Annotated in this window: 19 protein-coding genes; 10 read left to right on the top strand and 9 right to left on the bottom strand. The window is 70.4% G+C overall.

Going from position 1 to position 24,808, the window contains the following annotated elements; translation table 11 throughout:
• The 3 genes from KOL93_RS02415 (at position 1) to KOL93_RS02425 (ending at position 4,533) form a co-directional block, all read left to right on the top strand.
• Positions 1 to 942 carry an alpha/beta hydrolase gene (locus KOL93_RS02415; RefSeq protein WP_221583699.1) on the top strand — a complete coding sequence of 314 codons (942 nt, stop codon included), beginning with the start codon at positions 1 to 3 and terminating at the stop codon, positions 940 to 942.
• On the top strand, positions 939 to 3,539 hold the full coding sequence (locus tag KOL93_RS02420) for a glycoside hydrolase family 78 protein (protein ID WP_221583700.1): 2,601 nt from the start codon (positions 939 to 941) through the stop codon (positions 3,537 to 3,539). The genes KOL93_RS02415 and KOL93_RS02420 overlap by 4 nt, the downstream gene beginning before the upstream one ends.
• A gap of 175 nt (positions 3,540 to 3,714) precedes the next feature.
• The gene (locus KOL93_RS02425; RefSeq protein ID WP_221583701.1) at positions 3,715 to 4,533 is read left to right on the top strand and encodes a nucleoside hydrolase; all 819 of its coding nucleotides are present in this window, start codon (positions 3,715 to 3,717) and stop codon (positions 4,531 to 4,533) included.
• A 231-nt stretch (positions 4,534 to 4,764) separates the two neighbouring features.
• On the opposite strand, the gene KOL93_RS02430 is transcribed toward KOL93_RS02425, so the two are convergent.
• Positions 4,765 to 5,406 (bottom strand): SRPBCC family protein, encoded by a 642-nt coding sequence (locus tag KOL93_RS02430; protein ID WP_221583702.1) that lies wholly within the window; start codon positions 5,404 to 5,406, stop codon positions 4,765 to 4,767.
• 90 nt (positions 5,407 to 5,496) lie between these two features.
• Here KOL93_RS02430 and KOL93_RS02435 point away from each other — a divergent pair, with 90 nt between their 5' ends.
• Positions 5,497 to 6,039, top strand: coding sequence for a TetR/AcrR family transcriptional regulator (locus KOL93_RS02435; RefSeq protein ID WP_221583703.1), 543 nt, complete (start codon positions 5,497 to 5,499; stop codon positions 6,037 to 6,039).
• Between the two features lie 202 nt (positions 6,040 to 6,241).
• Here the strand turns inward: KOL93_RS02435 and KOL93_RS02440 are convergent, their stop codons facing one another.
• Positions 6,242 to 7,291 (bottom strand): threonine aldolase family protein, encoded by a 1,050-nt coding sequence (locus KOL93_RS02440; protein ID WP_221583704.1) that lies wholly within the window; start codon positions 7,289 to 7,291, stop codon positions 6,242 to 6,244.
• A gap of 122 nt (positions 7,292 to 7,413) precedes the next feature.
• On the bottom strand, positions 7,414 to 7,908 hold the full coding sequence (locus KOL93_RS02445; RefSeq protein WP_221583705.1) for a GNAT family N-acetyltransferase: 495 nt from the start codon (positions 7,906 to 7,908) through the stop codon (positions 7,414 to 7,416).
• A 180-nt stretch (positions 7,909 to 8,088) separates the two neighbouring features.
• Between KOL93_RS02445 and KOL93_RS02450 the strand changes: the two genes are divergently transcribed.
• Positions 8,089 to 8,610, top strand: a complete 522-nt coding sequence (locus tag KOL93_RS02450) for a 2-phosphosulfolactate phosphatase (protein ID WP_221583706.1) — start codon at positions 8,089 to 8,091, stop codon at positions 8,608 to 8,610.
• Between the two features lie 499 nt (positions 8,611 to 9,109).
• Here the strand turns inward: KOL93_RS02450 and KOL93_RS02455 are convergent, their stop codons facing one another.
• From KOL93_RS02455 to KOL93_RS02475, 5 genes are all read right to left on the bottom strand, one after another.
• Positions 9,110 to 9,601, bottom strand: coding sequence for a SprT-like domain-containing protein (locus tag KOL93_RS02455; RefSeq protein ID WP_221583707.1), 492 nt, complete (start codon positions 9,599 to 9,601; stop codon positions 9,110 to 9,112).
• 95 nt (positions 9,602 to 9,696) lie between these two features.
• Positions 9,697 to 10,890 carry an MFS transporter gene (locus KOL93_RS02460; RefSeq protein ID WP_221583708.1) on the bottom strand — a complete coding sequence of 398 codons (1,194 nt, stop codon included), beginning with the start codon at positions 10,888 to 10,890 and terminating at the stop codon, positions 9,697 to 9,699.
• Positions 10,887 to 11,450 (bottom strand): helix-turn-helix domain-containing protein, encoded by a 564-nt coding sequence (locus KOL93_RS02465; protein ID WP_221583709.1) that lies wholly within the window; start codon positions 11,448 to 11,450, stop codon positions 10,887 to 10,889. The genes KOL93_RS02460 and KOL93_RS02465 overlap by 4 nt, the downstream gene beginning before the upstream one ends.
• 100 nt (positions 11,451 to 11,550) lie before the next feature.
• Positions 11,551 to 12,108: a hypothetical protein gene (locus tag KOL93_RS02470; protein ID WP_260405836.1), complete on the bottom strand. Its 558-nt coding sequence runs from the start codon at positions 12,106 to 12,108 to the stop codon at positions 11,551 to 11,553.
• Positions 12,109 to 12,190: 82 nt separating this feature from the next.
• A complete protein-coding gene (locus KOL93_RS02475) occupies positions 12,191 to 13,048 on the bottom strand; it encodes a spermidine synthase (protein WP_221583710.1) in 858 nt (285 codons plus the stop codon).
• A 151-nt stretch (positions 13,049 to 13,199) separates the two neighbouring features.
• On the opposite strand from KOL93_RS02475, the gene KOL93_RS02480 reads away from it, so the two are divergent.
• Complete coding sequence (locus KOL93_RS02480) at positions 13,200 to 14,354, top strand: benzoate/H(+) symporter BenE family transporter (RefSeq protein WP_221583711.1); 1,155 nt, start codon at positions 13,200 to 13,202, stop codon at positions 14,352 to 14,354.
• A 309-nt stretch (positions 14,355 to 14,663) separates the two neighbouring features.
• Here the strand turns inward: KOL93_RS02480 and KOL93_RS02485 are convergent, their stop codons facing one another.
• Positions 14,664 to 15,566 (bottom strand): hypothetical protein, encoded by a 903-nt coding sequence (locus tag KOL93_RS02485; RefSeq protein WP_221583712.1) that lies wholly within the window; start codon positions 15,564 to 15,566, stop codon positions 14,664 to 14,666.
• A gap of 286 nt (positions 15,567 to 15,852) precedes the next feature.
• On the opposite strand from KOL93_RS02485, the gene rpoB reads away from it, so the two are divergent.
• The 4 genes from rpoB to KOL93_RS02505 all read left to right on the top strand — a co-directional run bounded on the left by rpoB (position 15,853) and on the right by KOL93_RS02505 (position 24,788).
• Positions 15,853 to 19,347 carry a DNA-directed RNA polymerase subunit beta gene (rpoB, locus tag KOL93_RS02490; RefSeq protein ID WP_221583713.1) on the top strand — a complete coding sequence of 1,165 codons (3,495 nt, stop codon included), beginning with the start codon at positions 15,853 to 15,855 and terminating at the stop codon, positions 19,345 to 19,347.
• A 41-nt stretch (positions 19,348 to 19,388) separates the two neighbouring features.
• Entirely contained in the window at positions 19,389 to 23,264 is a 3,876-nt protein-coding gene (gene rpoC / locus KOL93_RS02495) for a DNA-directed RNA polymerase subunit beta' (RefSeq protein WP_221583714.1), read from the top strand.
• 95 nt (positions 23,265 to 23,359) lie between these two features.
• Positions 23,360 to 23,533, top strand: coding sequence for a hypothetical protein (locus tag KOL93_RS02500; RefSeq protein WP_221583715.1), 174 nt, complete (start codon positions 23,360 to 23,362; stop codon positions 23,531 to 23,533).
• Positions 23,534 to 23,654: 121 nt separating this feature from the next.
• Positions 23,655 to 24,788, top strand: a complete 1,134-nt coding sequence (locus KOL93_RS02505; RefSeq protein ID WP_221583716.1) for an ABC transporter permease — start codon at positions 23,655 to 23,657, stop codon at positions 24,786 to 24,788.
• Positions 24,789 to 24,808 lie beyond the last annotated feature (20 nt).

Consider the following 24,808-nt stretch of genomic DNA (forward strand, 5'->3'; position numbering starts at 1 on the left):
ATGAAGGTCGAACGGATCCCGCTGCGCGACGGGCGCGACGACGTCACGCTGACCACCTATGTGCTCGATGACTCGGGGGAGATGCTCGACGGGTCCCCGCGGCCCGCCGTGCTGATCCTGCCGGGCGGCGCGTACCTCACCTGCTCCGACCGCGAAGGCGAGCCCGTCGCGCTCGCCTTCGCATCGCTCGGGTACCACGCGTTCGTGCTGCGCTATTCGGTGTACGGCGATGCGGATCCGATGCAGGACCTCGAGCCGCGCGAGCGCTCGCAGTTCCCGCACCCGCTCGTCGACGTGGGTCTCGCGATGCGCGAGATCCGCGATCGGGCGGAGGAGTGGCGTGTGGATCCCTCCCGCATCGTCGTGTGCGGGTTCTCGGCCGGCGGCCACAACGCCGCGATGTACGGCACGCACTGGGACAAGCCGGTCATCACCGACGCGGTCGGCGAGGGGCTGCGGCCGGGCGCGCTCATCGTGAGCTACGCGATCACCGACTACGTCGACGTCGCCGAGCGCGCCCGCGAACAGGGTGCCGTCGAGCAGGCGATCCGTCGCGCCGCGGCTGTCGCCTACCTCGGTACGACGGAGCCCGGCCACGACGCGCTCATCGCCGCGAGCCCGGCGCTCCTCGCCGACGAGAGCACTCCGCCGTCGTTCATCTGGGCGACCGGCGCCGACTCGCTCGTCCCCGCTCGCCACAGCCTGAGATTCGCGGCGCGTCTCGCCGACGTCGGCGTGCCGTATGAGCTGCACGTGTACGAGCAGGGCCGCCACGGCCTGTCGCTCGCGACGCAGGCGAGCGCCGGCTCCCGCGGCGACCTCGACTCCCGCGCGGCCGACTGGTTCCGGCAGGCGTCGTCGTGGCTGGAGGCGCGCTTCGCCCTCGACGTCCCCGAGCTCTCCGCCTGGGAGCGCCGACCCCTCCGAGAGGACCCCCGATGATCGCCATCGACCGCCTGTCCGCTGAGCACCACATCGAGCCGATCGGCATCGGCGAGGCCGCCCCGCGCCTGTCGTGGGTGACATCCGCCGAGGCCGCGGGCTGGCACCAGGCCGCGTACGAGATCGCGTCGGGTGACGAGACGACCGGCCGCGTCGAGTCCGTCGAGCAGGTGCTCGTCGCGTGGCCCTTCGCCCCGCTCGCCAGCCGCGAGCGCCGCGAGGTGCGGGTGCGCGTCTGGGGCGACGACGGATCCGCGAGTGACTGGAGCGCGCCGCTCGCCGTCGAGGCGGGCCTGCTCGACCCGGCCCTGTGGGAGGTCGAGATGGTCACGCCGGCGCTGCCGGAGCCGGGCGAGGGCGGCGAGCCCGCGGCGCTCCTGCGCGGCGAGGTGGAGCTTCCCGCCGGCATCGTCGCGGCGCGGATCCGCGCGACGGCGCACGGCGTCATGACGCTCAGCCTCAACGGATCCACCGTCGGCGACGACGTGCTCCACCCCGGCTGGTCGACGTACGAGAAGCGCCTGCGCTTCCGTACATGGGACGTCACGGACCTCGTCCATCCCGGCGCCAACGCGATCGGCGTGCATCTCGCCGACGGCTGGTTCCGCGGCTACCTGGGCTTCGGCGGCAAGCGCGCGATCTACGGCGACACGACCGCCGCGCTCGTCCAGCTCGAGGCGACGCTCTCCGACGGCTCCGTCGTGGTGCGCGGAACCGACGGATCCTGGCGGTCGACTCTCGGACCCGTCACCCGCGCCGACCTCTACATGGGCGAGACCTATGACGCGCGCCGCGAGATCGCCGGCTGGGACGAGCCGGGCTTCGACGACGCGGACTGGAGCGCGGCGACGTCCGTGCCGTTCGACACAGCGACGCTTGTGCATCCCGACGGCCCGCCGGTGCGCCGCATCGAGGAGCTCGCGGTCGTCGAGGTCATCACGACGCCGTCCGGCCGGACGATCCTCGACGTCGGCCAGAATCTCGTCGGCCGCGTGCGCGTCCGGGTGCCGGCGATGGATTCCGGATCCGTCGTCACTCTCCGCCACGCCGAGGTGCTCGAGGACGGCGAGCTCGGCACGCGCCCGCTGCGCGCCGCCCGCGCGACCGACGAGATCGTCTCGGCCGGGGACCCGTTCGTCTACGAACCGCAGTTCACGTTCCACGGCTTCCGGTACGTCGAGGTGACAGGGTGGCCCGGTGAGATCGACCCGGGTGACTTCACTGCCGTCGTGACGCACACCGACATGCGACGCCTTGGCGAGTTCGAGGCCTCGGACGCCGACCTCGGTCGCCTGCACGAGAACATCGTGTGGGGCATGCGCGGCAACTTCCTCGACGTGCCGACCGACTGCCCGCAGCGCGACGAGCGGCTCGGCTGGACGGGCGACCTCGCCGTGTTCGCCCCGACCGCGGCGTTCCTCTACGACACGTCGGGCATGCTCGGCGGTTGGCTGCGCGACCTCGAGGCCGACCAGGCGGACGACGGCAACGTGCCCCTGTACGTGCCGAGCTTCTCGGCGTCCGACGACCTGCCGCCACTTGACGCCGAGGCCGGCTGGGGCGACGCCGCGACGATCGTGCCCTGGACGCTCTACGAGCGCACGGGCGATGCGGGCGTCCTGCGGCGCCAGTGGGCGTCGATGACGGCCTGGACCGACCGCTTCGCGGCGCGCGGCGGCGACGACCTCGCATTCGAGGGGGGATTCGCGCTCGGCGACTGGCTCGACGCGGCCGCCCCCGACGACCAGCCCTGGGCGGCGCGTCTGCCGTGGCAGCCCGTCGCGGTCGCATACCTCGCTCAGACGGCGCGCATCATGCGCGATGCGGCGCGCGTGCTCGGCGAGATCGCGGCAGCGGAGACGTACGGCGCGCTTTTCGATCGGGCCGCGCGGCGGTTCCGCGAGGAGTACGTCACGCCGACCGGCCGCGCGGCGTTCCCCTCGCAGACGGCGTACGCCCTGGGGATCCGCTTCGGGCTGCTCGACGAGGCCCAGCTCGCGCACGCGGGCGACCTCCTCGCGCAGCAGGTGGTCGCCGACGACTACCGGATCGGATCCGGCTTCCTCGGCACGCCCCACGTCGCCGACGCGCTGGCCGACACGGGTGGCGGTGCGACGGCCTGGGAGCTGCTGATGCAGAAGGAGTGCCCGTCGTGGCTGTACGCCGTGACGATGGGCGCGACCACCGTCTGGGAGCGCTGGAACTCGATCCTGCCCGATGGATCGATCAACCCCGGCGACATGACGAGCTTCAACCACTACGCGCTCGGCGCGGTGGCCGACTTCCTGCACCGCCGCGTCGCGGGCCTCGCGCCGGCCGCACCGGGCTACCGGCGCCAGCGGATCGCGCCGCTCCCGTCGCCGCACCTCACGTGGGCGCGGGCATCGCACGAGACGCCCTATGGTCGCGCGGCGGTGAACTGGACGCTGGATGGGGCGGACTTCACGCTCGACGTCACGGTTCCGCCGTCGACGACGGCCGAGATCCGGCTGCCCGATGGATCCGCGCCGATCGAGGTCGCGTCGGGCACGCACACGTTCGCCTGCCGCTTCCTCGCCCCCGAGCCCGCCCGCCCCGCGGCCGCGTTCGGCGCGTGACACGCGTGACCCCCGCCGTGCAGTGGATCGGAGGTGGGGCCGGGTTCGGGCCCGACGGCGCCGAATCGACTGCGTTGCGCGGTGGGGTCGCCCGGGACCAGGGCGGGGCGAGTGGCGACGCAGGCTCCGAGGCACGGACAGCGCATCGGCGCGGCGGAAGACACAAGGAGAAGACATGACCTGGAGCCTGAAGCGCCGCGCCGCGGTGGTCGTCGACAACGACTGGGCGGGGGATCCCGATGGCCTCGTCGCGCTCGCTCATCACGCGCTGTCGCCGGCGAACGACGTCGTGCTCGTCACGAGCTCGTTCACGAGCCCGGTGTTCGGGGATCCGATGGGAACCGCCGCGCAGGGGGCCGCGTGGGCGCGCGAGCTGCTCGATCTGATCGGCGATCACGCCGGTGTGCCGGCTGTCGGCGGCGCTGACGCGGCATTCGAACCGGCGGGGCGTGAGAGCGGGGCGGCGCGGGCGATCCTCGATGCGGTCCACGCGCACGGCGACGTCGTGCTCGTGTGCGGCGGCCCCCTCACGAACGTCGCCGACGCGCTCGCCGCGGATCCGTCGATCGCGCCTCGCGTGCGGCTCGCGTGGGTGGGAGGCTCGCTCGCCGACGTGTTCGAGTACAACCGCGACACGGATCCGGCCGCCGCCGAGTTCGTCTTCTCACACGCGGATCTGCGGATCGACCGCTTCCCGCTCGAGACCTACCGGCTGATGGCGATCTCGGTCGCCGAGCTCGAGGACGGCCTCACCTCGTCGGGCGCCGTGGGGCGCTGGCTCTGGCAGAAGTACCTCGAGCTGCCGCTCCCGCCGCAGATCGATGTGGATCCGGTCTGGCCACTCGGAGACAGCGTTCCTCTCGCCGTCACGGCACTGCCGCACGCTGCGGCCCGCTTCTCACCGGACGCCGCCGCCCACCGCACGTGCACGGACCTCGACACGCGCCTCATCATCGGCGACCTCTTCGCGCGCCTGCGCCTGCACGCGGCCTGACGGGCGGGCGCCGCTCGTGTGACGTGCGTGCCCCTTCTCGGAGCTGGGAGGGGTCGCGGGCGTCATCTGAAGCGGATCCGTGGCGGTCGCGCGCGCGAAAGTGACGCGCCCGACTCTTCCCGACGCCCGGAAGGGTCACACGCGTGACCTGAACGAGTCGCGTCAACCGGACCCTTCTGACCTTTCCCGGCGCTGAGGCGGACGCAGGCGGTTCTTTCCGCGGGGCGGGGGCTACCGCGACGAGATGGTGCCTTCGACGTGCGCGCGCATGCCGTCGAGGGTGGCGCGCATCATCGGCGTCATCGTGCCGTCGACGAACCACCGGAGTGCGGGCGCCAGGAGAGGCGTCGTCGGCAGGAGCGAGTACGTCCAGCCGAGGCGCGTGCCGTCACCGCGCGCCTCGTATCGGAACTCGGCAACGCCGTGCCGCACGACGAACCGCTGCGGGCTCGTCAGCCCCCAGATGACGTAGCGAAAGTGCGCCGGATCGTCGGTGATGACCTGCTCGGCGAGATAGTGCCCGTCGGCGAAGCGCACGCGCCGGCGATCGCCCTCTCGATGGCCGGGATCCCAGGATCCGATGAGCGGCTCGGTCGATTCGACCGGCGGGAAGCCGCCGTCGAAGTCGATGACATCTTCGAGCGACAGGTTCGGGTCGCTCAGCAGATCGCGCGTCTCCGCGGGCGGCGCGGCGATGTCGATCGAGTGCGTCGTCGAGATGTACCCGTCGTCGAGGATCCGCGGCGCGGGTCCCGCGAAGTCGGGCGCGCGGCGGGGCGGCGCGGCCGCCCGCTGAATGACGACCGCGACGGCGACGACCGCGGCGGCGATGCTCACGACGATCCAGCGCCGCCGAGCGTGAGAGCGGGTCATGCGATCTCCTCTGGTTGACATTGTCACCCTGACGCGATGAACAGTACGTCGCGAGGGTGACAGTGTCAACCAATCGCCTACGATGGGCGGATGACCGGCACCAGAGACGCGCTCCTGGCCGCGGCCGTCGACCTTCTCGACGCCGACGGGCCCGCCGCCGTGACGATGCGGGCCGTGGGGGCGCGCGCGGGCGTCTCGCACAACACGCCCTACAAGCACTTCGCCGATAAGCAGGACATGCTCGCCGAGGTCGCGGCCCGCGAGCTCGGCGAGACCGCACGGATCCTGCGAGGGCACCGCGAGGACCCTGCGGCCGCGCTGGAAGCCGTCGTCACGCGCTCGATCGACCGACCTCATCGTTTCCGTCTCGTCTACGGCCGATGGACCGTGCCGTCCGAGTCGCTCGAAGCCGCCGCGGGAGAGGCATGGGCTGCACTGCTCGCGCTCGTCGAGGTCGCTGTGGCGGCGGGGCGCGTCGACGCACCGGATCCGGAGCTCGCCGCCAGCCTGATCCGCTCCGTCGCGCACGGCGCGATCGAGCTGCACCTCGGCGGGCACCTCGAGAAGGGCGACGGATCCCAGACCCCCCAGCGGATCATCGACGAGCTTCTCGCACGCCTCGCCCCCCGGTGATCCGGCGCGTTCGCGTGACGCCGATGACCCTCCCCGGCGTTCGAAAGGGTCACGAGTGTCACCGGAGGGGATCCGTGCGCCGGTCGCGCGTGTTCGCGTGACGTGTACGACTCTTCGCCGGCCGCGGAAGGGTCGCGAGCGTCACCGGATGGTGCCGCCGCTCGTCGTCTGACGCGTCCGGCCCTTCCCCCGAGGCGTCACCTCACCCGCAGTGCTGCTCCACGAGCGCCACGAAGCGGTCGATGTCGTCCTCGGTCGTGTCCCAGCTGGTGAGCCAGCGCACCTCGCGGGTCGCAGCGTTCCAGTCGTAGAAGCGCACGTGCTCGCGCAGGCGGTCGGCCACGCCGTCGGGCAGCGTCGCGAAGACGCCGTTCGCCTGGGTCTCCTGCGTGAAGGCGACCCCGGGGACGCGGCGCTCCTCGATGCGCGCGCGCAGCCGGGCGGCCATCGCGTTGGCATGGGCGCCGGCGCGGATCCACAGGTCGTCCTCGACGAGCGCGAGCAGCTGGGCCGACACGAAGCGCATCTTGCTGGCGAGCTGCATGGTGCTCTTGCGGAGGAAGTCGATGCCCGTCACGGCATGGGGGTTCAGGACGACGACGGCCTCGGCGCCCATGGCTCCGATCTTCGTGCCGCCGAAGCTCAGCACATCGACGCCGACGTCGCGCGTGAACGCCCCCAGCGGCAGGCCGAGCGCCGCCGCGGCGTTGGCGATGCGCGCGCCGTCCATATGCACGGCGAGGCCGAGCTCGTGGGCGGTGTCGGCGATGGCGCGGATCTTGTCGACCGCGTACAGCGTTCCGAGCTCGGTCGACTGCGTGAGCGAGACCACCTGCGGCACGATCGTGTGGATCCCGCGGGATCCGGCGTGCGCGCGCACGAGTTCGGGCGTCAGCTTCGCGTCGGCTGTCGGAACCGGAATGATCTTGAACCCGCCGACCTTCTCGGGCGCCCCGCCCTCGTCGGTGTTGACGTGGGCGATCGCGGGGGCGATGACGCCGCCCCAGCGCGTGACCATGCTCTGGAGGCTGACGACGTTCGCACCCGTGCCGTTGAAGACGGGGAACACCTCGACGCCGTCGCCGAGCATCTCGACGAAGCGCGCGCGCAGGGCGTGCGTGTACGGATCCTCGCCATACGCCATCGTGTGTCCGCCGCTTGCGAGCGCGACGGCCTCGAGCACCTCGGGGTGGGTTCCGGCGTAGTTGTCCGAGGCGAATCCGCGTCGGTCGGCGTCATGCAGTCGTTTCACGGTCCCAGGCTACGGGGCGCCCATGCGTCCGAAGCCACGCAGTCGATCCGTTCGGGAGGGGGCGGAGCAGTCGGATTCGGCCCCTCGGATCGCCGATTCGACTGAGCCGTGTCGCGCCGACCTCAGCGCACCATCCGCAGCTCCTCGAGCACCATGACACCGCGATCGTCGCGCTTGACCGCGCCGTCCAGTGCGAAGCCGGCCTTCTCGTAGAACGCGATCGCTCGGGCATTGCCCGTGAGGACCCACAGGTACGCCGGGTCCTGGCCGACCGTCGCGTGGATCAGTGGCCCGGCCGCGCCGGAGCCGTGTCGTTCCGGCGCGAGATAGAGGGCGTAGAGCTCGCGCGGCCGCGGCGGGCCCTCGTCGCGAGCCGCACCGCACGTCGAGAAGCCGATGACGGCGCCGTCCTCGACCGCGACCCAGGTGGATCCGCGTCCGTCCACGTCCGCGCCTGCGAGGATCCGCCGCCAGCGGTCGGCGCGCTGCCCGACATCGAGGGAGTCCAGGATGTCCTGCGGCATGAGGCCGCGATACGCGTGCTGCCAGGTGCGCACGTGCACGTCGGCGATGCCGTCGGCGTCGTCGGGAAGGCCCGGGCGGATCTCGAGTGCCATGCGCGGATCGTATGGGGGTGCGGGCTCGATCACAACACACGTACGGCAGAACCGGCGAGCGGCGTGCGGATCCGCCGCTCGACACGGGTGCGCCGGCGAGATCTGCCGTCCTCCTGCACGCGTGACCCCGCGTGACGAGCCCGTGTGCGACGAGCCGACCGCCCGACCTACGCTGGCGGGATGACGGATCCGCGGTCTCAGGCGACGTATCAGGTGCGACTCGGATGGGGGGCCGATGCGCTCGACCTGCTCGAGCCGGCCGAGATCCTCGTCGTGGTCGACGCGATCGGGGCAGATGCCGCCCTCGCGCAGGCCGCCGCGGGACGGGCTGAGACGGTGTTCGCGGGCTCCCTGCGCAACGCGACCGCGACGGCGCGGGCCGCGTACGACGCGCAGAAGGCGCGCGGCGGGCGCACGTCGATCGCGCTGATCCTCGCGGGCGACGGCGGTCGGTTCGCGGTCGAGGACTACCTCGCCGCCGGCGCGATCGCCGACGGGCTGAGCGCGCTCGGCATCGACCACACCGCCCCCGAAGTCGCCGTCGCCGGCGAGGGGTTCCACGGCCTGAAGCGCGCCCTCAAGCACCTGCTGTCAGCCAGCGCCACGGGGCTCGCGCTCGCCGCAGAGGGTCGTCGCGACGAGGTCAGAGCCGCGGCCGAGCTCGACGCCGAGCCGGAAGCGCACCTCCTCACCGCGAGCTGACGCGCGCCCGACGCCCTCACGCCCCACCTGCAGCGGTGCGCGCCTGCGCGCAGGCGTGCGCCCCTGAGGGTCCCTGGGGTCGGATCTCTCCTGACCTATGCGCATCTCCTCGCAGAGGCACGGGTGGTGTGCGTGCCCGTGGGCAAGCGCGCTCGCGCGCCGCCGTGCATTCCTGAGGAGATGTGCGCTCCTGAGGATCCCTGACCCCGGATCCCTCCTCATCTGTGCGCATCTCCTCGCGGCGGCACGGGCGGTTTGGGGTCCCGGGGGGCACGCGTGCCTTGGTGTCGGCGTGCGCAGCCGTGCGTTCGTGAGGAGATGTGCGTTCCTGAGGACCCTTGGTCCCGGATCCGTCCTCCTCTGTGCGCATGTCCTCGTGGCGGCACGGGTGGTTTGCGCGCTCGCGCGCCGCCGTGCGCCCCTGAGGAGATGCGCGTTCCCGAGGAACCATTGCCCCGGATCCCTCCCCATCCGTGCACTTCTCCGCACGGGGGCGGCGTCAGTCGCGCGGTGCCTGCGCCGCCAGGCGGTCGGCGCGGGTGATCTCGCGGCGGTGCCACTCGAACACGAAGCGCGGATCGAACCGCCGAGCGCAGGTGACACAGGACGACGCGCGCGTCGGCCGTCGGTGCCGGTACACGGTGTGGCCGTTGGGGCAGGTGCCGACCCAGGGGGCGAGCTCGGTGGCGGTCTCGCCGTGGTGGGTCGTACCGCCGACGTAGCCGATGTCGCGGGCGATGCGCTTCCACTCGGGTCCGTGGCCGGCGGCCGCCCCTGCGACGGCGTGCGCGACCTCGTGCAGCAGCGTCTGGTGGTTGTCGTCGTCGCTGAAGCGGGCCGCGAGGTAGCGCGAGAGCGAGATGCGCCTGTTTGTGTAGTTGCACAGGCCCGCGCGGCGCTTCGCGTTGTCGAATCCGAAGGTCCAGCTGTCGTCGAGGTGCATGCGGATGAGGGCGTGCGCCCATACCCTCACGCGATCCAGATCCGACACGGACCCAGGCTATGCCGAACCCCTGACATTCGACGAGCGCGCCTCACCCCGCCTTGCGAGCAGCCCGCGCCCCCCCCGCAAGGGGCCCGTCCCCGCTACCCTCGCGCCGCCCGCGTCGTCGCCGCGATCGCGAAGGCGGCGACGCTCATCGTGATTCCGCAGCCCACGATGACGCGCGCGTCGATGATCCCGAGCATCGCGGCGCCTCCCGCGGTGATGAACACGGCGGGCAGCTGCAGCAGCATGTTGACGGTCGTGCCGACGCGACCCTGCAGCCGCGCGGGGGTCCGGATCTGCGACTCGGTGACGTACGCGATGACCGCCGCCGTCACCCCGAGCCCGATGACGGCGAGGCCGGCGCCCATGAGCCACACGTCGTCGCCGAGCATCGGCGCGACGCCGACGGCCATGAGCAGCGCCCCGCCCGTCATGACGCGCACCCGCCCGAAGCGCGTCATGAGCAGCGCGCCGGTCAGTCCGGCGACGAGTCCGCCGAGCCCGATCATCGCCTCGAGCGGCCCCATCCACGCCGCCTCGACGCCCATGCGCTCGAGCACCGCGAATCCGACCGCGCTCGTGAAGGCGGCCGTGCTCGACAGCAGCATCAGCGACACCGTCAGGCGTCCGAGGGGAGCGGCCGTGAACAGGTGGCGGAAGCCGGCCGTGACCGAGCGCCAGAACGGATCCGGATCCTCCTCGACGGGCGACTCGGCGAACCGCAGGAGGGCGAACGCGAGGGCCGCGAGGGCGAAGGCGACGACCGCCGCTGCGACGATCGGAAGTGGGCCGGTCCACAGGTAGACGCCGGCCGCGACGAAGGGCAGGGTGAGCCGCAGCACCTGGTCGATCGACTGCAGCAGTGCGTTCGCCGGGCCGAGATCGTCGTCGCTCAGGAGGTCGCGCAGGATCCCGCCGCGGCATCCGGCGGTCGCGTACGACACGGCGGCGTAGACGACGACGCTCGCGTAGATGATCCAGAACTGCGACGGGTCCTGCACGAGGAAGAGCGGCACCAGGCCCGCCACCGCGACGGAGTACGACACGACGAGCATGCGGCGCCGCGAGACGCGGTCGGCGAGCCGGCCGATCATCGGCGCGAACAGCGCGGGCACGCCGAACAGCGCGAAGGTGAGGGCGCCGAGCGCCGCGCTGGCCGTGAGCTCGGCGACCCACACGCCGAGGATGACCATGAGCAGCGAATCGGCGACGTTCGCCAGCGCCCAGCCGGCCACGACGCCCGCGAAGAGGCGGCTGCGGAGGCGGACCTTCTCCGGCGCGACCGCGGTCATGACGGCGGCCGCTCGCTCCAGAGTGCGGACAGGAAGCGCACGTGACGCGCGTCGGCGGGGCGCTTCGCCGGATCCGCCGCGCGGTCGGCGAATCGGTCGAGGACGTGATCGATCTCCTCGGCGACGGCGGACAGCTCCTCGCGCGTCGCCCAGAAGCCGGCGTGGCGCTGATGGGAGGAGTGGGTCCACTCGGGGTCGTCGTCGGCGGCCGTGTCCATCCAGCGATCGAGGCTGCGCACCGACTCGGCGAGGAGTGCTCGGCCGGCCGCGAAGGTCGCCGCCAGGCCCTCGGCGTCGCCGGGCTCTGCATCGATCGTGACGGTGCCCGCGATCGCCTTCCAGGGCTTCTCCCGCCCCCGTCGTTCGCCCGGCTCGAGGTATCCGTACATCGCCAGCTGGCGCAGGTGGAAGGAGCAGCTGGCGACCGACTCGCCTGTCGCCGTGGCCGCCTCCGTCGCGGTCATCTCGCGCCCGTCGCGGAACAGCTCGAGGAGCCGCACCCGGAGGGGATGCGTGAGGGCCTTGATCTGCTCGGTCTGCGTCACACGCCGTTCTGCCATGTCGGCAGTATGTATCCTAAAGAACCCTTTAGCAAGATATCTTTAGAATCATGCGAGGCTGCGTCCGAGCGTGGTGCCGCGGCCCGAGCGGCGCCTCGCGTCAGCTCGCGAAGATGCCGCGGTCCGTGGAGCGCTTGCGCTCGGCGGCGTCGATGAAGTTCATCGTGACCTCGAGCTGCTCGTCGTCGGCGCCCAGCTCCTGGCGGAGGAAGAGCTCGCGCTTGAAATCGCTGCGCGCCCCGGCGTAGTCGCCCGCGTCGTAGCGCGTCTTGCCGCGGTGGCTGTGGGCGAGGGCGCTGATGCGCGGCCAGCTCTGGCCCTCGGCCTCTTCGATGCAGGTCGTGAGCTCGGCTTCGGCGCGCGAGAAGGATCCGCGTCGCTGGTTGACGGTGGCGTGGAGGATCCGCGCGTGCAGCAGATCCTTGCGGGTGCCTGACATGCGCGCAAGGCGCACGGCGTGCTCGGCGATCTGCAGGGCCTCGTCGATCTCGCCGAGGACCTTGAGGAGCCAGACCTGCTCGAGCTGTGCGGGGAAGCTGCGCTGCCGGCGCACCTCGACGAGTCGTTCGTAGACGCCCTCGCGGTCGACGATCTCCTGCAGGGTCTCGGGGTCGTATCCCTGGATGAAGCCCACGCCGCGTCCCTTCGTCCGTACCATCGTGCGACTCCCCATCCTGCCTGGTCACGGCGAGGTAACGGAATCGGCGCGCGGATCCGTCGTGAAACGTCCGGCGGATCCGCTACGAGAACAGCGATGAAGAGGGGCGGGGCGAGTCCGTCGCGTCGTCGTCGGCGACGGGCAGCGCACCCGCGATGAAGGTGTCGACCTCGCGACCCTCCGCGACCTTCGCGGGGTGAGGGCCGGCGGCCATGAGGCGCGGCAGCCAGTCGGTCGGCAGCGGCTCCGCGGAGGCGGCGAAGACGAGGTTGCCGAAGCGGCGGCCCTTGAGCACCTGCACCTCCGCGAGGATCGCGACGTGCGGCAGCACCTCGCGGATCGTCGCGGCCTGGCGCCGCGCGAACGCGAGCCCGGATCCGTCGGCGACGTTCACGAGCAGGATCCCGCGCGGAGAGAGCAACGCCGCCGCTTCGCGATAGAACGAGGTCGTGGTGAGGTGCGCGGGTGTCTGCGCCCCCGAGTAGACGTCGCTGACGAGCAGGTCGACGGTTCCACGCAGCGACGCAGGCAGCCGGGCGAGGCCGGCCCGGGCGTCGCCGAAGCGCACGCGGATCTGCGCATCGCGGGGGAGGGGGAGATGCTCCCGCACGAGGTCGACGAGCGGCTGCTCGAGCTCCACGACCTGCTGGCGAGAGCCGGGGCGCGTGTGGGCGATGTAGCGCGGGAGGGTGAGGCCGCCGGCGCCGAGGTGCACCGCCGTGACCGGCCCGTCGGGCAGCTGATCGATGACGGCCCCCATCCGCGCCACGTACTCGAACGCGAGATACGCGGGGTCGGCCAGGTCGACGTGCGACTGCGGGGTGCCGTCGATGATCACTTCGGACCCGGAGCCGAACTCGCTCGGCCTGATCTCGGCGTTCGCCCCCGAGGCGAGACGCGCCTGGGGGAAGTCGGTGTCCTTGCGGCGCTGCCTGCCCATGAGGTCCATTCTGACGTGCCCCCGGTCGCTCACGTGACGCGCGTAACCCTTCCCGCGGCGGGGAGGGGTCGTCGCCGTCACCCGAGGGCGCGGATCCCCGGGGTGCGCCCTTCCCGCGCGCGGTCCCTCGCCCGCCCTCTAATCTGGCGGGATGCACGCGCGCTCGACGACCCTCGCCGGCATCACCGCCGCGCTCGCCGGCTTCGCGAGTTCGTCCGCCGTCGTGCTCGCGGGGCTCACGGCGGTCGGAGCGACGCCGATGCAGGCGGCGTCCGGCCTCGTCGCGCTCTGCATCGTGCAGGCGCTCGCGATGCTGTGGCTGTCGGCGCGCACGCGGATCCCGGTCCTCATCGCCTGGTCGACCCCCGGCGCCGCGCTGCTCGCGTCGAGCGCCGTCCCCGAGGGTGGCTTCGCGGCCGCGATCGGGGCGTTCCTCGTCACGGCCGCGCTGATCGTGCTGACGGGCCTGTGGCCGCTGCTGTCGAAGGCCGTCGCGGCGATCCCCGCACCCATCGCGCAGGCGATGCTCGCGGGGGTGCTCGTCGGCCTCTGTCTCGCGCCCGTGCGCGGCGTCGTCGATGATCCCGTCGCGATCCTGCCGATCGTCGTCGTCTGGCTCGTGCTCATGCGGTTCGCCGCGACCTGGGCGGCTCCCGCCGCATTCGCCGTCGGGCTCGGGATCCTCGGCGTCCAGGCGGTCGGCTCCGGCGGCGTCGAGGGGCGGATCCTCCCGGTGCTCGAGATCGTGCCCCCGACCTTCTCCTGGGGTGCGATCGTCGGGCTCGCGCTGCCCCTGTACGTGGTGACGATGGCGTCGCAGAACGTGCCGGGCTCCGCGATCCTCTCGTCGTACGGGTATCGCGTCCCGTGGCGTCACGCGATGACGGTCACGGGGCTCGGCACGGCGGTCGCCGCGCCGTTCGGCGGCCACGCGATCAATCTCGGCGCCATCACTGCCGCCATCACGGCGGCGCCCGACGCGCACCCCGACCCCGCCGAGCGGTGGAAGGGCGTGCGAACCGTCGGCATCGCCTACCTGGTGCTCGCGGTGCTCGCGACGGCGCTCACCACCCTCACCGCGGTGTCGCCCGGCGTGCTCGCGGCGGTCGCGGGGCTGGCGCTGATCCCCACGCTCGTGTCGTCGATCTCGGGCGCCATCGCCTCGCCGGAGGCCGGACATCGCACGGCCGCCGTCGTCACGTTCCTCGTGGGCGCGAGCGGCATCGCGGTGTGGGGGATCGGTTCGGCGTTCTGGGCGCTCGCCGCGGGGCTCGTCGTCTACGGCGTCCTCGCCTGGCGGCGGTGACCCCCCCCGCCGCCGAGGTGACGGTCGTGACCATCTCCGCGTCTGAGGTGCTGGATCCGCCCGCTCGGCCTTCACGTGACGCTCGTGCCCCTTCGTGCGGTGCGGAAGGTTCATAGGCGTCATCTGAGGGACCGCACCCTCGTGGCCGCGTCATTCGGGTGACGCGTGTGACGCTCAGCGCGGTGCTGAAGGGTCGACGGCGTCACCTGAGGAGCCGGATCCACCCGAAGTGGCGCTCGTGACCCTTTCCAGCCGACCACGGCCCGCAGGGGTCACTCGGGAAGGCGCCGGATCCGCCGTCCCTCGTACTCAGCGCGCCGTGAAGCGGCCCGACGCGGTGAGGCGCCCGTGCGACGCGTCGATCGACAGGTCGGCGACGCGCAGGTCGTCGTCGCCGATCCGCTCCGTCCGACCCGCGAGCTCGCGCAGACGCGGCCGCAGCGGCAGGATCAGCAGCTTGGTCAGGAGGTTGCGACTCGCGGCGGTGGCGCGGTGGATCGTGATCGTGCCGTCGCGGCCGGCCTCGACGTCGAGGCCGACGCGCACGGACATCGGCAGGAACCAGGCTCTCCCCGCCGCGCCGACCGTGAGCACGAAGCGCTGCTCGCTCGTGGGGCGCACCGCGAGCTTGAGGCGGCTCAGCGATGCGAGCCAGCCCATCCCCTGCTTCATCGCGGGGGCGACGATCGAGAACACGAGGTCGGCGAGGTCCTCCTGGCGCATCGAGAAGCGGAAGTCGCCCGCCGTGCGCGCATCGGACGCGTGCCCCAGGTCGAAGGTGCCGAGCAGCGCGTCGCCCTTCCGGACGACGACCCAGTCGATCGGCGCCTTCGAGATGGTCGCGGATGCCCGGACCTCGTAGCCGTTCACGGTGACGGGATCCGCGCGGAAGCGCTTCTCTCCCAGGGTGCCGGTGGTGCGCGAGACGACCTCGTCGCGGGCGGGAGAGGGGATCCACGTCGCGTCGTCCTGCGCGAGCTTCGCCCCGTCGATGGTGACCTCGGCGCCCGTGAGGTCGGCGGAGACGCGCTCGAGGTCGGCCCGACGCGTGAAGGCCGACGAGCTCACGGTCACGCCGGGAGCCGCGTTCCAGCGCACGGACACGCCCGACTGCTCGGCGCGCGAGAGGAGCTGCACCACGCCCGTCTTGACGGTGGTGCCCGAAGCGGGCCAGGCTTTCGCGCTCGACAGGTGCCAGGGCCAACGATCCATGTCCCCAGCGTATGGGAACGGAGGCGATCTGAGCGTGGGATCCGCGTGGTTATACCCGAGAGGAAAATCCGAGTCAACTACCGGGGTGGACATCGCGTGTCTCGTGGGGTATCGTGAATCTTTGCGCTCATTGGGTCTTCTATGCCTTCATATGGTGGTCGGCAGGACATTCGTGTGATCCCCGCAGATAGCGGCGCGGGTCACGGGACAGACACGACGAATGGGCGCACCTCACCCTGTCGGCAAGGAATCGAGAGACCCGTTCGGGTCCACGGAGGTCACCCTCTTGGCTGCTTCGCGCAACGCATCCAATCCCACCACCAAGAACGGCCGAGACGCACAGCGTCTCTCGTTCGCAAAAGTCACCGACGCCCTGACGGTCCCCGACCTCCTGGCGCTGCAGACGGAGTCGTTTGACTGGCTCGTCGGCAACGAGGCCTGGAAGGGCCGCGTCGAGGAGAAGAAGACCACCGGCCGCAGCGACGTCTCCGACCGGAGCGGTCTCGAGGAGATCTTCGAGGAGATCTCTCCCATCGAGGACCTCGGCGAGACGATGCAGCTGTCGTTCGCAAACCCCTACCTCGAGCCTGAGAAGTACTCGATCGAAGAGTGCAAGGACCGCGGCAAGACGTACGCGGCCCCGCTCTACGTCGAGGCCGAGTTCATGAACCACCAGACCGGTGAGATCAAGACTCAGACGGTCTTCATGGGCGACTTCCCGCTGCAGACGCGCGAGGGCACGTTCATCATCAACGGCACCGAGCGCGTCGTCGTGTCGCAGCTCGTGCGCTCGCCGGGTGTCTACTTCGACAAGTCGCCCGACAAGACGAGCGACAAGGACATCGTCTCGGCTCGCGTCATCCCCAGCCGCGGCGCATGGCTCGAGTTCGAGATCGACAAGCGCGACCAGGTCGGCGTGCGCATCGACCGCAAGCGCAAGCAGCCGGTCACGGTCTTCCTCAAGGCGCTCGGTCTCACGAGCGAGCAGATCCTCGAGGAGTTCGCCGGCATCCAGACGATCGAGGACACCCTCGCGAAGGACACGATCCTCACGCAGGAGGATGCGCTCCGCGACATCTACCGCAAGCTCCGTCCGGGCGAGCAGGTCGCCGCCGAGGCCGCGCGCTCGCTGCTCGACAACTTCTACTTCAACCCGAAGCGCTACGACCTCGCGAAGGTCGGCCGCTACAAGCTGAACCAGAAGCTCGGGCTCGACAAGCAGCTCTCGGACTCGGTCCTGACGGTCGAGGACATCGTCGAGACGATCAAGTACATGGTGCGCCTGCACCGTGGCGACGAGACGTTCGACGGCCTCAGCCGCGGCGGCGAGGTCGTCGAGAAGCGCATCACGACCGACGACATCGACAACTTCGGCAACCGCCGCATCCGCGCGGTCGGCGAGCTCATCCAGAACCAGGTCCGCACGGGTCTGTCGCGCATGGAGCGCGTCGTCCGCGAGCGCATGACCACGCAGGACATCGAGGCGATCACGCCTCAGACGCTCATCAACGTGCGTCCCGTCGTGGCGGCGATCAAGGAGTTCTTCGGAACCAGCCAGCTGTCGCAGTTCATGGACCAGAACAACCCGCTCGCGGGCATCACCCACAAGCGCACGCTGTCGGCGCTCGGCCCGGGTGGCCTGTCGCGTGAGCGCGCCGGTGTCGAGGTCCGCGACGTCCACCCGTCGCACTACGGCCGCATGTGCCCGATCGAGACGCCGGAAGGCCCGAACATCGGCCTGATCGGCCGCCTCGCGACGTACGGCCGCATCAACGCGTTCGGCTTCATCGAGACGCCGTACCGTCGCGTCATCGACGGCAAGGTCTCCGAGCAGATCGACTACCTGTCGGCTGCCGAGGAGCAGAGCTTCAACGTCGCGCCGGCCAACACGCGCCTGAACGACGACGGATCCTTCGTCGAGGACCGCGTCCTCGCTCGCCAGCACGGCGACGAGGTCGACCTGATCCCGTCCGAAGAGGTCGGCTACATGGACGTCTCGCCGCGCCAGATGGTGTCGGTCGGAACGGCCCTGATCCCCTTCCTCGAGCACGACGACGCGAACCGCGCGCTCATGGGCGCCAACATGCAGCGTCAGGCCGTGCCGCTGCTCGAGTCCGAGGCTCCGGTCGTCGGAACGGGCATGGAGAAGTTCGCGGCGATCGACTCGGGTGACTCGGTCATCGCCAACCGCGCCGGCGTCGTCACCGACGTGACGGCCGACTACGTCTCGCTCCAGCTCGACGAGGGCGGCACGCAGGACTTCTTCCTGCGCAAGTTCGACCGCTCGAACCAGGGCAACACGTACAACCAGAAGGCCGTCGTGCGCATCGGCGACCGCGTCGAGGTGGGCGAGGTCATCGCGGATGGCCCGTCGACCGCCAACGGCGAGCTGGCCCTCGGGAAGAACCTCCTCATCGGCTTCATGTCGTGGGAGGGCTACAACTTCGAGGACGCGATCATCCTCAGCCAGCGTCTCGTCAAGGACGACACGCTCACCTCGATCCACATCGAGGAGTACGAGGTCGACTCGCGCGACACGAAGCTCGGCAAGGAGGAGATCACCCGTGACCTCCCCAACGTCAGCCCCGAGCTGCTGAAGGATCTCGACGAGCGCGGCATCATCCGCATCGGCGCCGAGGTCCGTCCCGGCGACATCCTCGTCGGCAAGGTCACGCCGAAGGGCGAGACCGAGCTCAGCGCCGAGGAGCGCCTGCTCCGCGCGATCTTCAACGAGAAGAGCCGCGAGGTCCGCGACACGTCCCTGAAGGTGCCCCACGGCGAGCAGGGAACGGTCATCGCGGTCAAGGAGTTCGACGCCGAGGAGGGCGACGACGAGCTCGGCTCGGGCGTCAACCGCCGCGTCGTCGTGTACATCGCGCAGAAGCGCAAGATCACCGAGGGCGACAAGCTCGCGGGCCGCCACGGCAACAAGGGCGTCATCGCCCGCATCCTGCCGGAGGAGGACATGCCGTTCCTCGAGGACGGCACGCCGCTCGACGTGATCCTCAACCCGCTCGGAATCCCCGGTCGAATGAACTTCGGCCAGGTCCTGGAGATCCACCTCGGCTGGATCGCCCAGCAGGGCTGGAAGATCGAGGGCGAGCCCGAGTGGGCGCTCAGCCTGCCGGAGGAGTTCCGCGAGGTCGCCGCCGGCACGCCCGTCGCCACCCCGGTGTTCGACGGTGCAGAGGAGGCCGAGGTCCGCGGCCTGCTCGAGTCGACGACCCCGACCCGTGACGGCGACCGTCTCGTCGACGGCACCGGCAAGGCGCGTCTGCTCGACGGGCGCACCGGAGAGCCGTACCCGTACCCGATCTCGGTCGGCTACATGTACATCCTGAAGCTGCACCACCTCGTCGACGACAAGATCCACGCGCGTTCGACGGGGCCGTACTCGATGATCACCCAGCAGCCACTCGGTGGTAAGGCGCAGTTCGGTGGTCAGCGCTTCGGTGAGATGGAGGTCTGGGCGCTCGAGGCATACGGTGCCGCGTACGCGCTCCAGGAGCTGCTCACGGTCAAGTCCGACGACATCCTCGGACGCGTCAAGGTGTACGAGTCGATCGTCAAGGGCGAGAACATCCCCGAGCCCGGCATCCCCGAGTCCTTCAAGGTGCTCATGAAGGAGATGCAGTCGCTCTGCCTGAACGTCGAGGTCCTGGGAGCCGACGGCAACGCCGTCAGCCTCCGCGACAACGACGACGAGGCCTTCCGCGCAGCGGAAGAGCTCGGCATCAACATCTCCAGTCGCTTCGAGTCCGCCTCGATCGACGAGATCTGATCCGCCGGCCGATTACCAGATTTCCCACACAGGAGAGTCAATTGCTCGACGCAACTTCTTTCGATGAGCTTCGTATCGGTCTGGCCACCGCCGACGACATCCGTCGCTGGTCCTATGGCGAGGTCAAGAAGCCCGAGACGATCAACTACCGCACCCTGAAGCCCGAGAAGGACGGTCTGTTCGGTGAGCAGATCTTCGGACCGAGCCGCGACTGGGAGTGCGGCTGCGGCAAGTACAAGCGGGTCCGCTTCAAGGGCATCATCTGCGAGCGCTGCGGTGTCGAGGTCACGAAGAGCTCGGTGCGCCGTGAGCGCATGGGCCACCTCGAGCTCGCCGCGCCTGTCACGCACATCTGGTACTTCAAGGGCGTCCCCTCGCGCCTCGGGTACCTGCTCGACATGGCGCCGAAGGACCTCGAGAAGGTCATCTACTTCGCCGCCTACATGGTGATCTCGGTCGACGAAGAGGCACGTCACCGCGACATGCCCACGCACGAGAACAACCTGCGCCTCGAGATCAAGAACGTCTCGGACCGCCGCGACTCGCGCGTCGCCGCTCGCCTCCAGAAGCTGGAGGAGGAGCTCGCGACGCTCGAGGAGGAGGGCGCCAAGGCCGACCAGAAGCGCAAGGTCAAGGACGCCGCCGAGAAGGAGATGGCGACGATCCGCAAGCGCGCGGACGAGCAGGTCTCGAAGCTCGAGCGCATGTGGGAGGAGTTCCGCACGCTCGAGGTCGGTCAGCTCAAGCCGGAGGACGACGTCTTCCAGGAGCTGCAGGACCGTTTCGGCCAGTACTTCGACGCCCGCATGGGCGCCGAGGCGCTGCAGGAGCGCCTCGCGGCCTTCGACCTGGCCGCTGAGGCCGAGTCGCTGCGCCTGCAGATCGCGGAGGGCAAGGGCCAGCGCAAGATCCGTGCGATCAAGCGCCTCAAGGTCGTCAGCTCGTTCCTCTCGACCGGCATGTCGCCGGCCGCGATGGTCCTCGACGTCGTTCCCGTGATCCCGCCCGAGCTGCGCCCGATGGTCCAGCTCGACGGCGGCCGCTTCGCGACGAGCGACCTGAACGACCTGTACCGCCGCGTGATCAACCGCAACAACCGCCTGCGTCGTCTCATCGACCTCGGTGCGCCCGAGATCATCGTGAACAACGAGAAGCGCATGCTGCAGGAGGCCGTCGACGCGCTGTTCGACAACGGTCGCCGCGGTCGTCCCGTGACGGGCACCGGCAACCGCGCCCTGAAGTCCCTGAGCGACATGCTCAAGGGAAAGCAGGGTCGCTTCCGCCAGAACCTTCTGGGCAAGCGCGTCGACTACTCGGGCCGTTCGGTCATCGTCGTCGGCCCGCAGCTCAAGCTGCACCAGTGCGGCCTGCCGAAGCAGATGGCGCTCGAGCTGTTCAAGCCGTTCGTCATCAAGCGTCTGATCGACCTCGGTCACTCGCAGAACATCAAGGCCGCCAAGCGCGCCGTCGAGCGCACGCGTCCCGAGGTCTGGGACGTGCTCGACGAGGTCATCCGCGAGCGCCCGGTTCTCCTGAACCGTGCGCCCACGCTGCACCGCCTCGGCATCCAGGCGTTCGAGCCGCAGCTCGTCGAGGGCAAGGCCATCCAGCTCCACCCGCTCGTCTGCTCGGCGTTCAACGCCGACTTCGACGGCGACCAGATGGCCGTCCACCTGCCCCTCTCGGTCGAGGCGCAGGCCGAGGCGCGCATCCTCATGCTCGCGTCGAACAACATCCTCAAGCCGTCTGACGGTCGCCCGGTGACCCTGCCCTCGCAGGACATGATCATCGGTCTGCACCACATCACGACGGTCATCGAGGGTGCGACGGGCGAGGGACGCATCTTCGGTTCGGTCAACGAGGCGCAGATGGCGTTCGAGGAGGGCACGCTGCACCTCCAGGCCAAGGCGAAGATCCGCCAGCCCGGTCTCGAGTTCCTCGAGGGCGACGCTCCCGAGGGCTACGACGAGCGCGGTCTCGTCGACGCCTCGCTCGGGCAGATGATCTTCAACGATCAGCTTCCGAAGGGCTACCCGTTCGTTCGCGAGCAGGCAGACAAGACCAAGCTGTCGCAGATCGTCAACAAGCTGGCCGAGGAGTACCCGAAGACGGTCACGGCCGAGACGCTCGACCGCATCAAGGACGCCGGCTACTACTGGGCCACGCGCTCGGGTGTGACGGTGGCCATGAGCGACGTCATCACGCCGGAGTCCAAGGGCGAGATCATCGCGGGCTACGAGAAGAAGGCCGCGAAGATCACCTCGCAGTACGAGAAGGGTCTGACGACCGACGACGAGCGTCGTCAGGAGCTCACGGCTCTCTGGACCGAGGCGACCGACGTCCTCCAGAAGGAGATGAAGGAGTCCTTCCCGAAGGACAACACCATCTACCGCATGGTGTCGTCGGGTGCTCGCGGTAACTGGCTGCAGATCCGCAACATCGCCGCGATCCGCGGCCTCGTGAACAACCCCAAGGGCGAGATCATCCCGCGCCCGATCCTGTCGTCGTTCCGCGAGGGCCTCACGGTCGCCGAGTACTTCATCGCCACCCACGGTGCGCGCAAGGGTCTCGCCGACACGGCTCTCCGCACCGCCGACTCGGGGTACCTCACGCGTCGTCTCGTCGACGTCTCGCAGGATGTCATCATCCGCGAGGAGGACTGCGGCACCTCGAAGGGCCTCGTCTACCCGATCGCCGAGGTCGGCCCCGACGGCGTGCTCGTCAAGGACGCCAACGTCGAGAACGCCGTGTTCGCCCGCAACCTCGCGGTCGACGTCCTGGCCGAGGACGGCACCGTTCTCGCCGGACCGGGATCCGACGTGGGCGACCCGCTCATCGACAAGCTGATCACCGGCGGGATCACCGAGATCAAGGTGCGCTCCGTGCTCACCTGCGACTCGGCGGTCGGCGTCTGCGCTCGCTGCTACGGCCGCTCGCTCGCGACGGGCAACCTCGTCGACATCGGCGAGGCCGTCGGCATCATCGCGGCGCAGTCGATCGGCGAGCCCGGCACGCAGCTGACGATGCGCACGTTCCACACCGGTGGTTCGGCATCGGCCGACGACATCACGCAGGGTCTTCCCCGCGTGCAGGAGCTGTTCGAGGCGCGCACCCCCAAGGGCGCGTCGCCGATCGCCGAGTCGGCCGGTCGCATCACGATCGAGGAGACCGAGAAGGGCAAGAAGGTCATCGTCACGCCCGACAGCGGCGACGAGCCTCACGTCTACCCGGTGCTCAAGCGTGCGACGCTCCTCGTCGAGGACGGTCAGCATGTCGACGTGGGGCAGGCGCTCCAGGTCGGCACGCTCGACCCGAAGGAGATCATGCGCGTGCAGGGCGCTCGCGAGGTGCAGAAGTACCTTGTGGACGGCGTGCAGGGCGTGTACCGCTCGCAGGGTGTGCCGATCCACGACAAGCACATCGAGGTCATCGTGCGGCAGATGCTGCGCAAGGTCACCGTGGTCGACCACGGCGAGACCGACCTGCTGCCGGGCGAGATGGTCGACATGCGTCGCTACCAGGACGTCAACCGCCAGGCGGTCGGCGAGAGCAAGCGTCCGGCCTCGGGTCGCCCCGAGCTGATGGGTATCACGAAGGCGTCGCTCGCGACGGAGTCGTGGCTGTCGGCCGCGTCGTTCCAGGAGACGACCCGCGTCCTCACGGAGGCGGCTCTTCAGGGCAAGAGCGACCCGCTCATCGGCCTCAAGGAGAACGTCATCATCGGAAAGCTCATCCCGGCCGGTACTGGTCTCGCCAAGTACCGCGACGTGGTGGTCGAGGCCACGGAGGAGGCGAAGAGCGAGCGGTACCCCAACCGCATCTTCGCGTCCGACGGCGCCTTCGCCGACGGCGAGTACAGCTACGTCGACTTCGACGCGTTCTCGACCGACGACTTCACGCCGGGGTCCTACAGCTGACCTGACGTGAGTCGCTGACAGAAGACCCCCGGATCCTCGGATCCGGGGGTCTTCTGCGTCGCGGCGCACGCCGCCTCCGCGGATACGCTGGAGCCATGGCTATCGGAGGGCGCAGCAGGGTCGCGACGGCGATCGGGACGATCGTGGTGCTCGCGGTGCTCGGCCTCCTGATCTGGGCGGCAGCGCCGTTTCTGCCGGTCGTGGGCGAGTGGCTCTCGTCGACCTTCTTCGGGTTCTTCGACTGGCTGCGCTCGCTCACTCCGGAGTGAGTCGCCGACGCGCCCGAGATCGTCGTGCGCGACGCGCGCGGCGAGGCGCCCGGCTGTGCCGGATCCCGCGGGTTAGTCTGCCGCGAGAGGGGAGAGACCCCTTCTGTGAGGAGTGCGTGCGATGAGTGACGCTCAGGGTCCGAAGAACGACCAGAACGGCGAGCCCATCGAGGAGCCGGTGGCCTCGAGCGACGCTGTCGAGCAGGAGGCCGCGCCCACCGAGGTGGCCGCGGACCCGACCCCGACGGGTGGCACGACGCGCGCCGAGATCGCGGCCGAGCGCCGCGCGGCGGACGAGGCGCCCCCGGCCGAGAATGCTCCGGCAGAAGCGGCGACGCCCGCGGCCGAGCCGGCCGATGACGTGGATCCGGCGGACGACGCCGCGCCCGCCGACTCGTCCCCGAGCGACCACGGTGACTCCTCGACGAGCGACGAGCCCGACTACGAGGCCCTCGCCGCCGAGCTCGACCGCCTGGAGACCGAGACGGCAGCCGCCGCGCCGGTGGCCCCCGGCTCGCCGGAGCCCGCGGCCGACGACAAGAAGGACCCCTGGTTCGAGCCGGCCAAGACCGAGACGTTCACGGCGAGCGAGCCCGCCCCGGGCGAGGCGCCCGTGGAGGAAGTGGTCGTCGCCACGGCGGTGACCGCGAGTGAGCCGACCCCGCCGGCGGCGGCGCCGGGACCGATCTTCGTGCAGGCTCCCGAGCCGCCCCGTACCCGCGGCAACCGCGGAGCGGCGGGCCTCATCGGCCTCGTGGGTGCTCTCGCGTTCGGCGTCCTCTACGCCGCCGCGACGTACGGCTGGTCGCTGTTCGCGGTCTACGTGGGATCCGAGCGCGCGACGGCGCTCGTTCCGATGTCGTTCGTCTCCGATACGCTCCTCGCCCCGCAGTTCTGGGTGACGATCATCGCGTTCTGGCTCGCGTTCTGGCTGCTCGGCGTGTTCGTCAACCGCGCGCGCTGGTGGTCGTGGGTCGTGCTGGGACTGATCGTCGCGCTGCTGACGTACGTCGGCTACCTGGTCGGCGTCTTCTTCGCGGCGCCGTTCTGGAACCTCACGTCCTCCGAGGGCGTCGAGCTGCTCATCAACCACGTCCTGCACCCGCTCGGGCTCATCGCCTTCATCATCGCCCGCGAGGTGACGATCTGGTTCGGCGCCTGGGTGTCCAAGCGCGGCGCGCGCATCACGAAGCTCAACGCCGAGGAGCGCGAGGAGTACGACCGCATCATGGCCGAGGGCCCCAAGGCCGACTGAGGCGACGGTCATCCGCGAGG

The sequence above is a fragment of the Microbacterium salitolerans genome (genome assembly GCF_019720895.1).
Classification (GTDB): domain Bacteria; phylum Actinomycetota; class Actinomycetes; order Actinomycetales; family Microbacteriaceae; genus Microbacterium.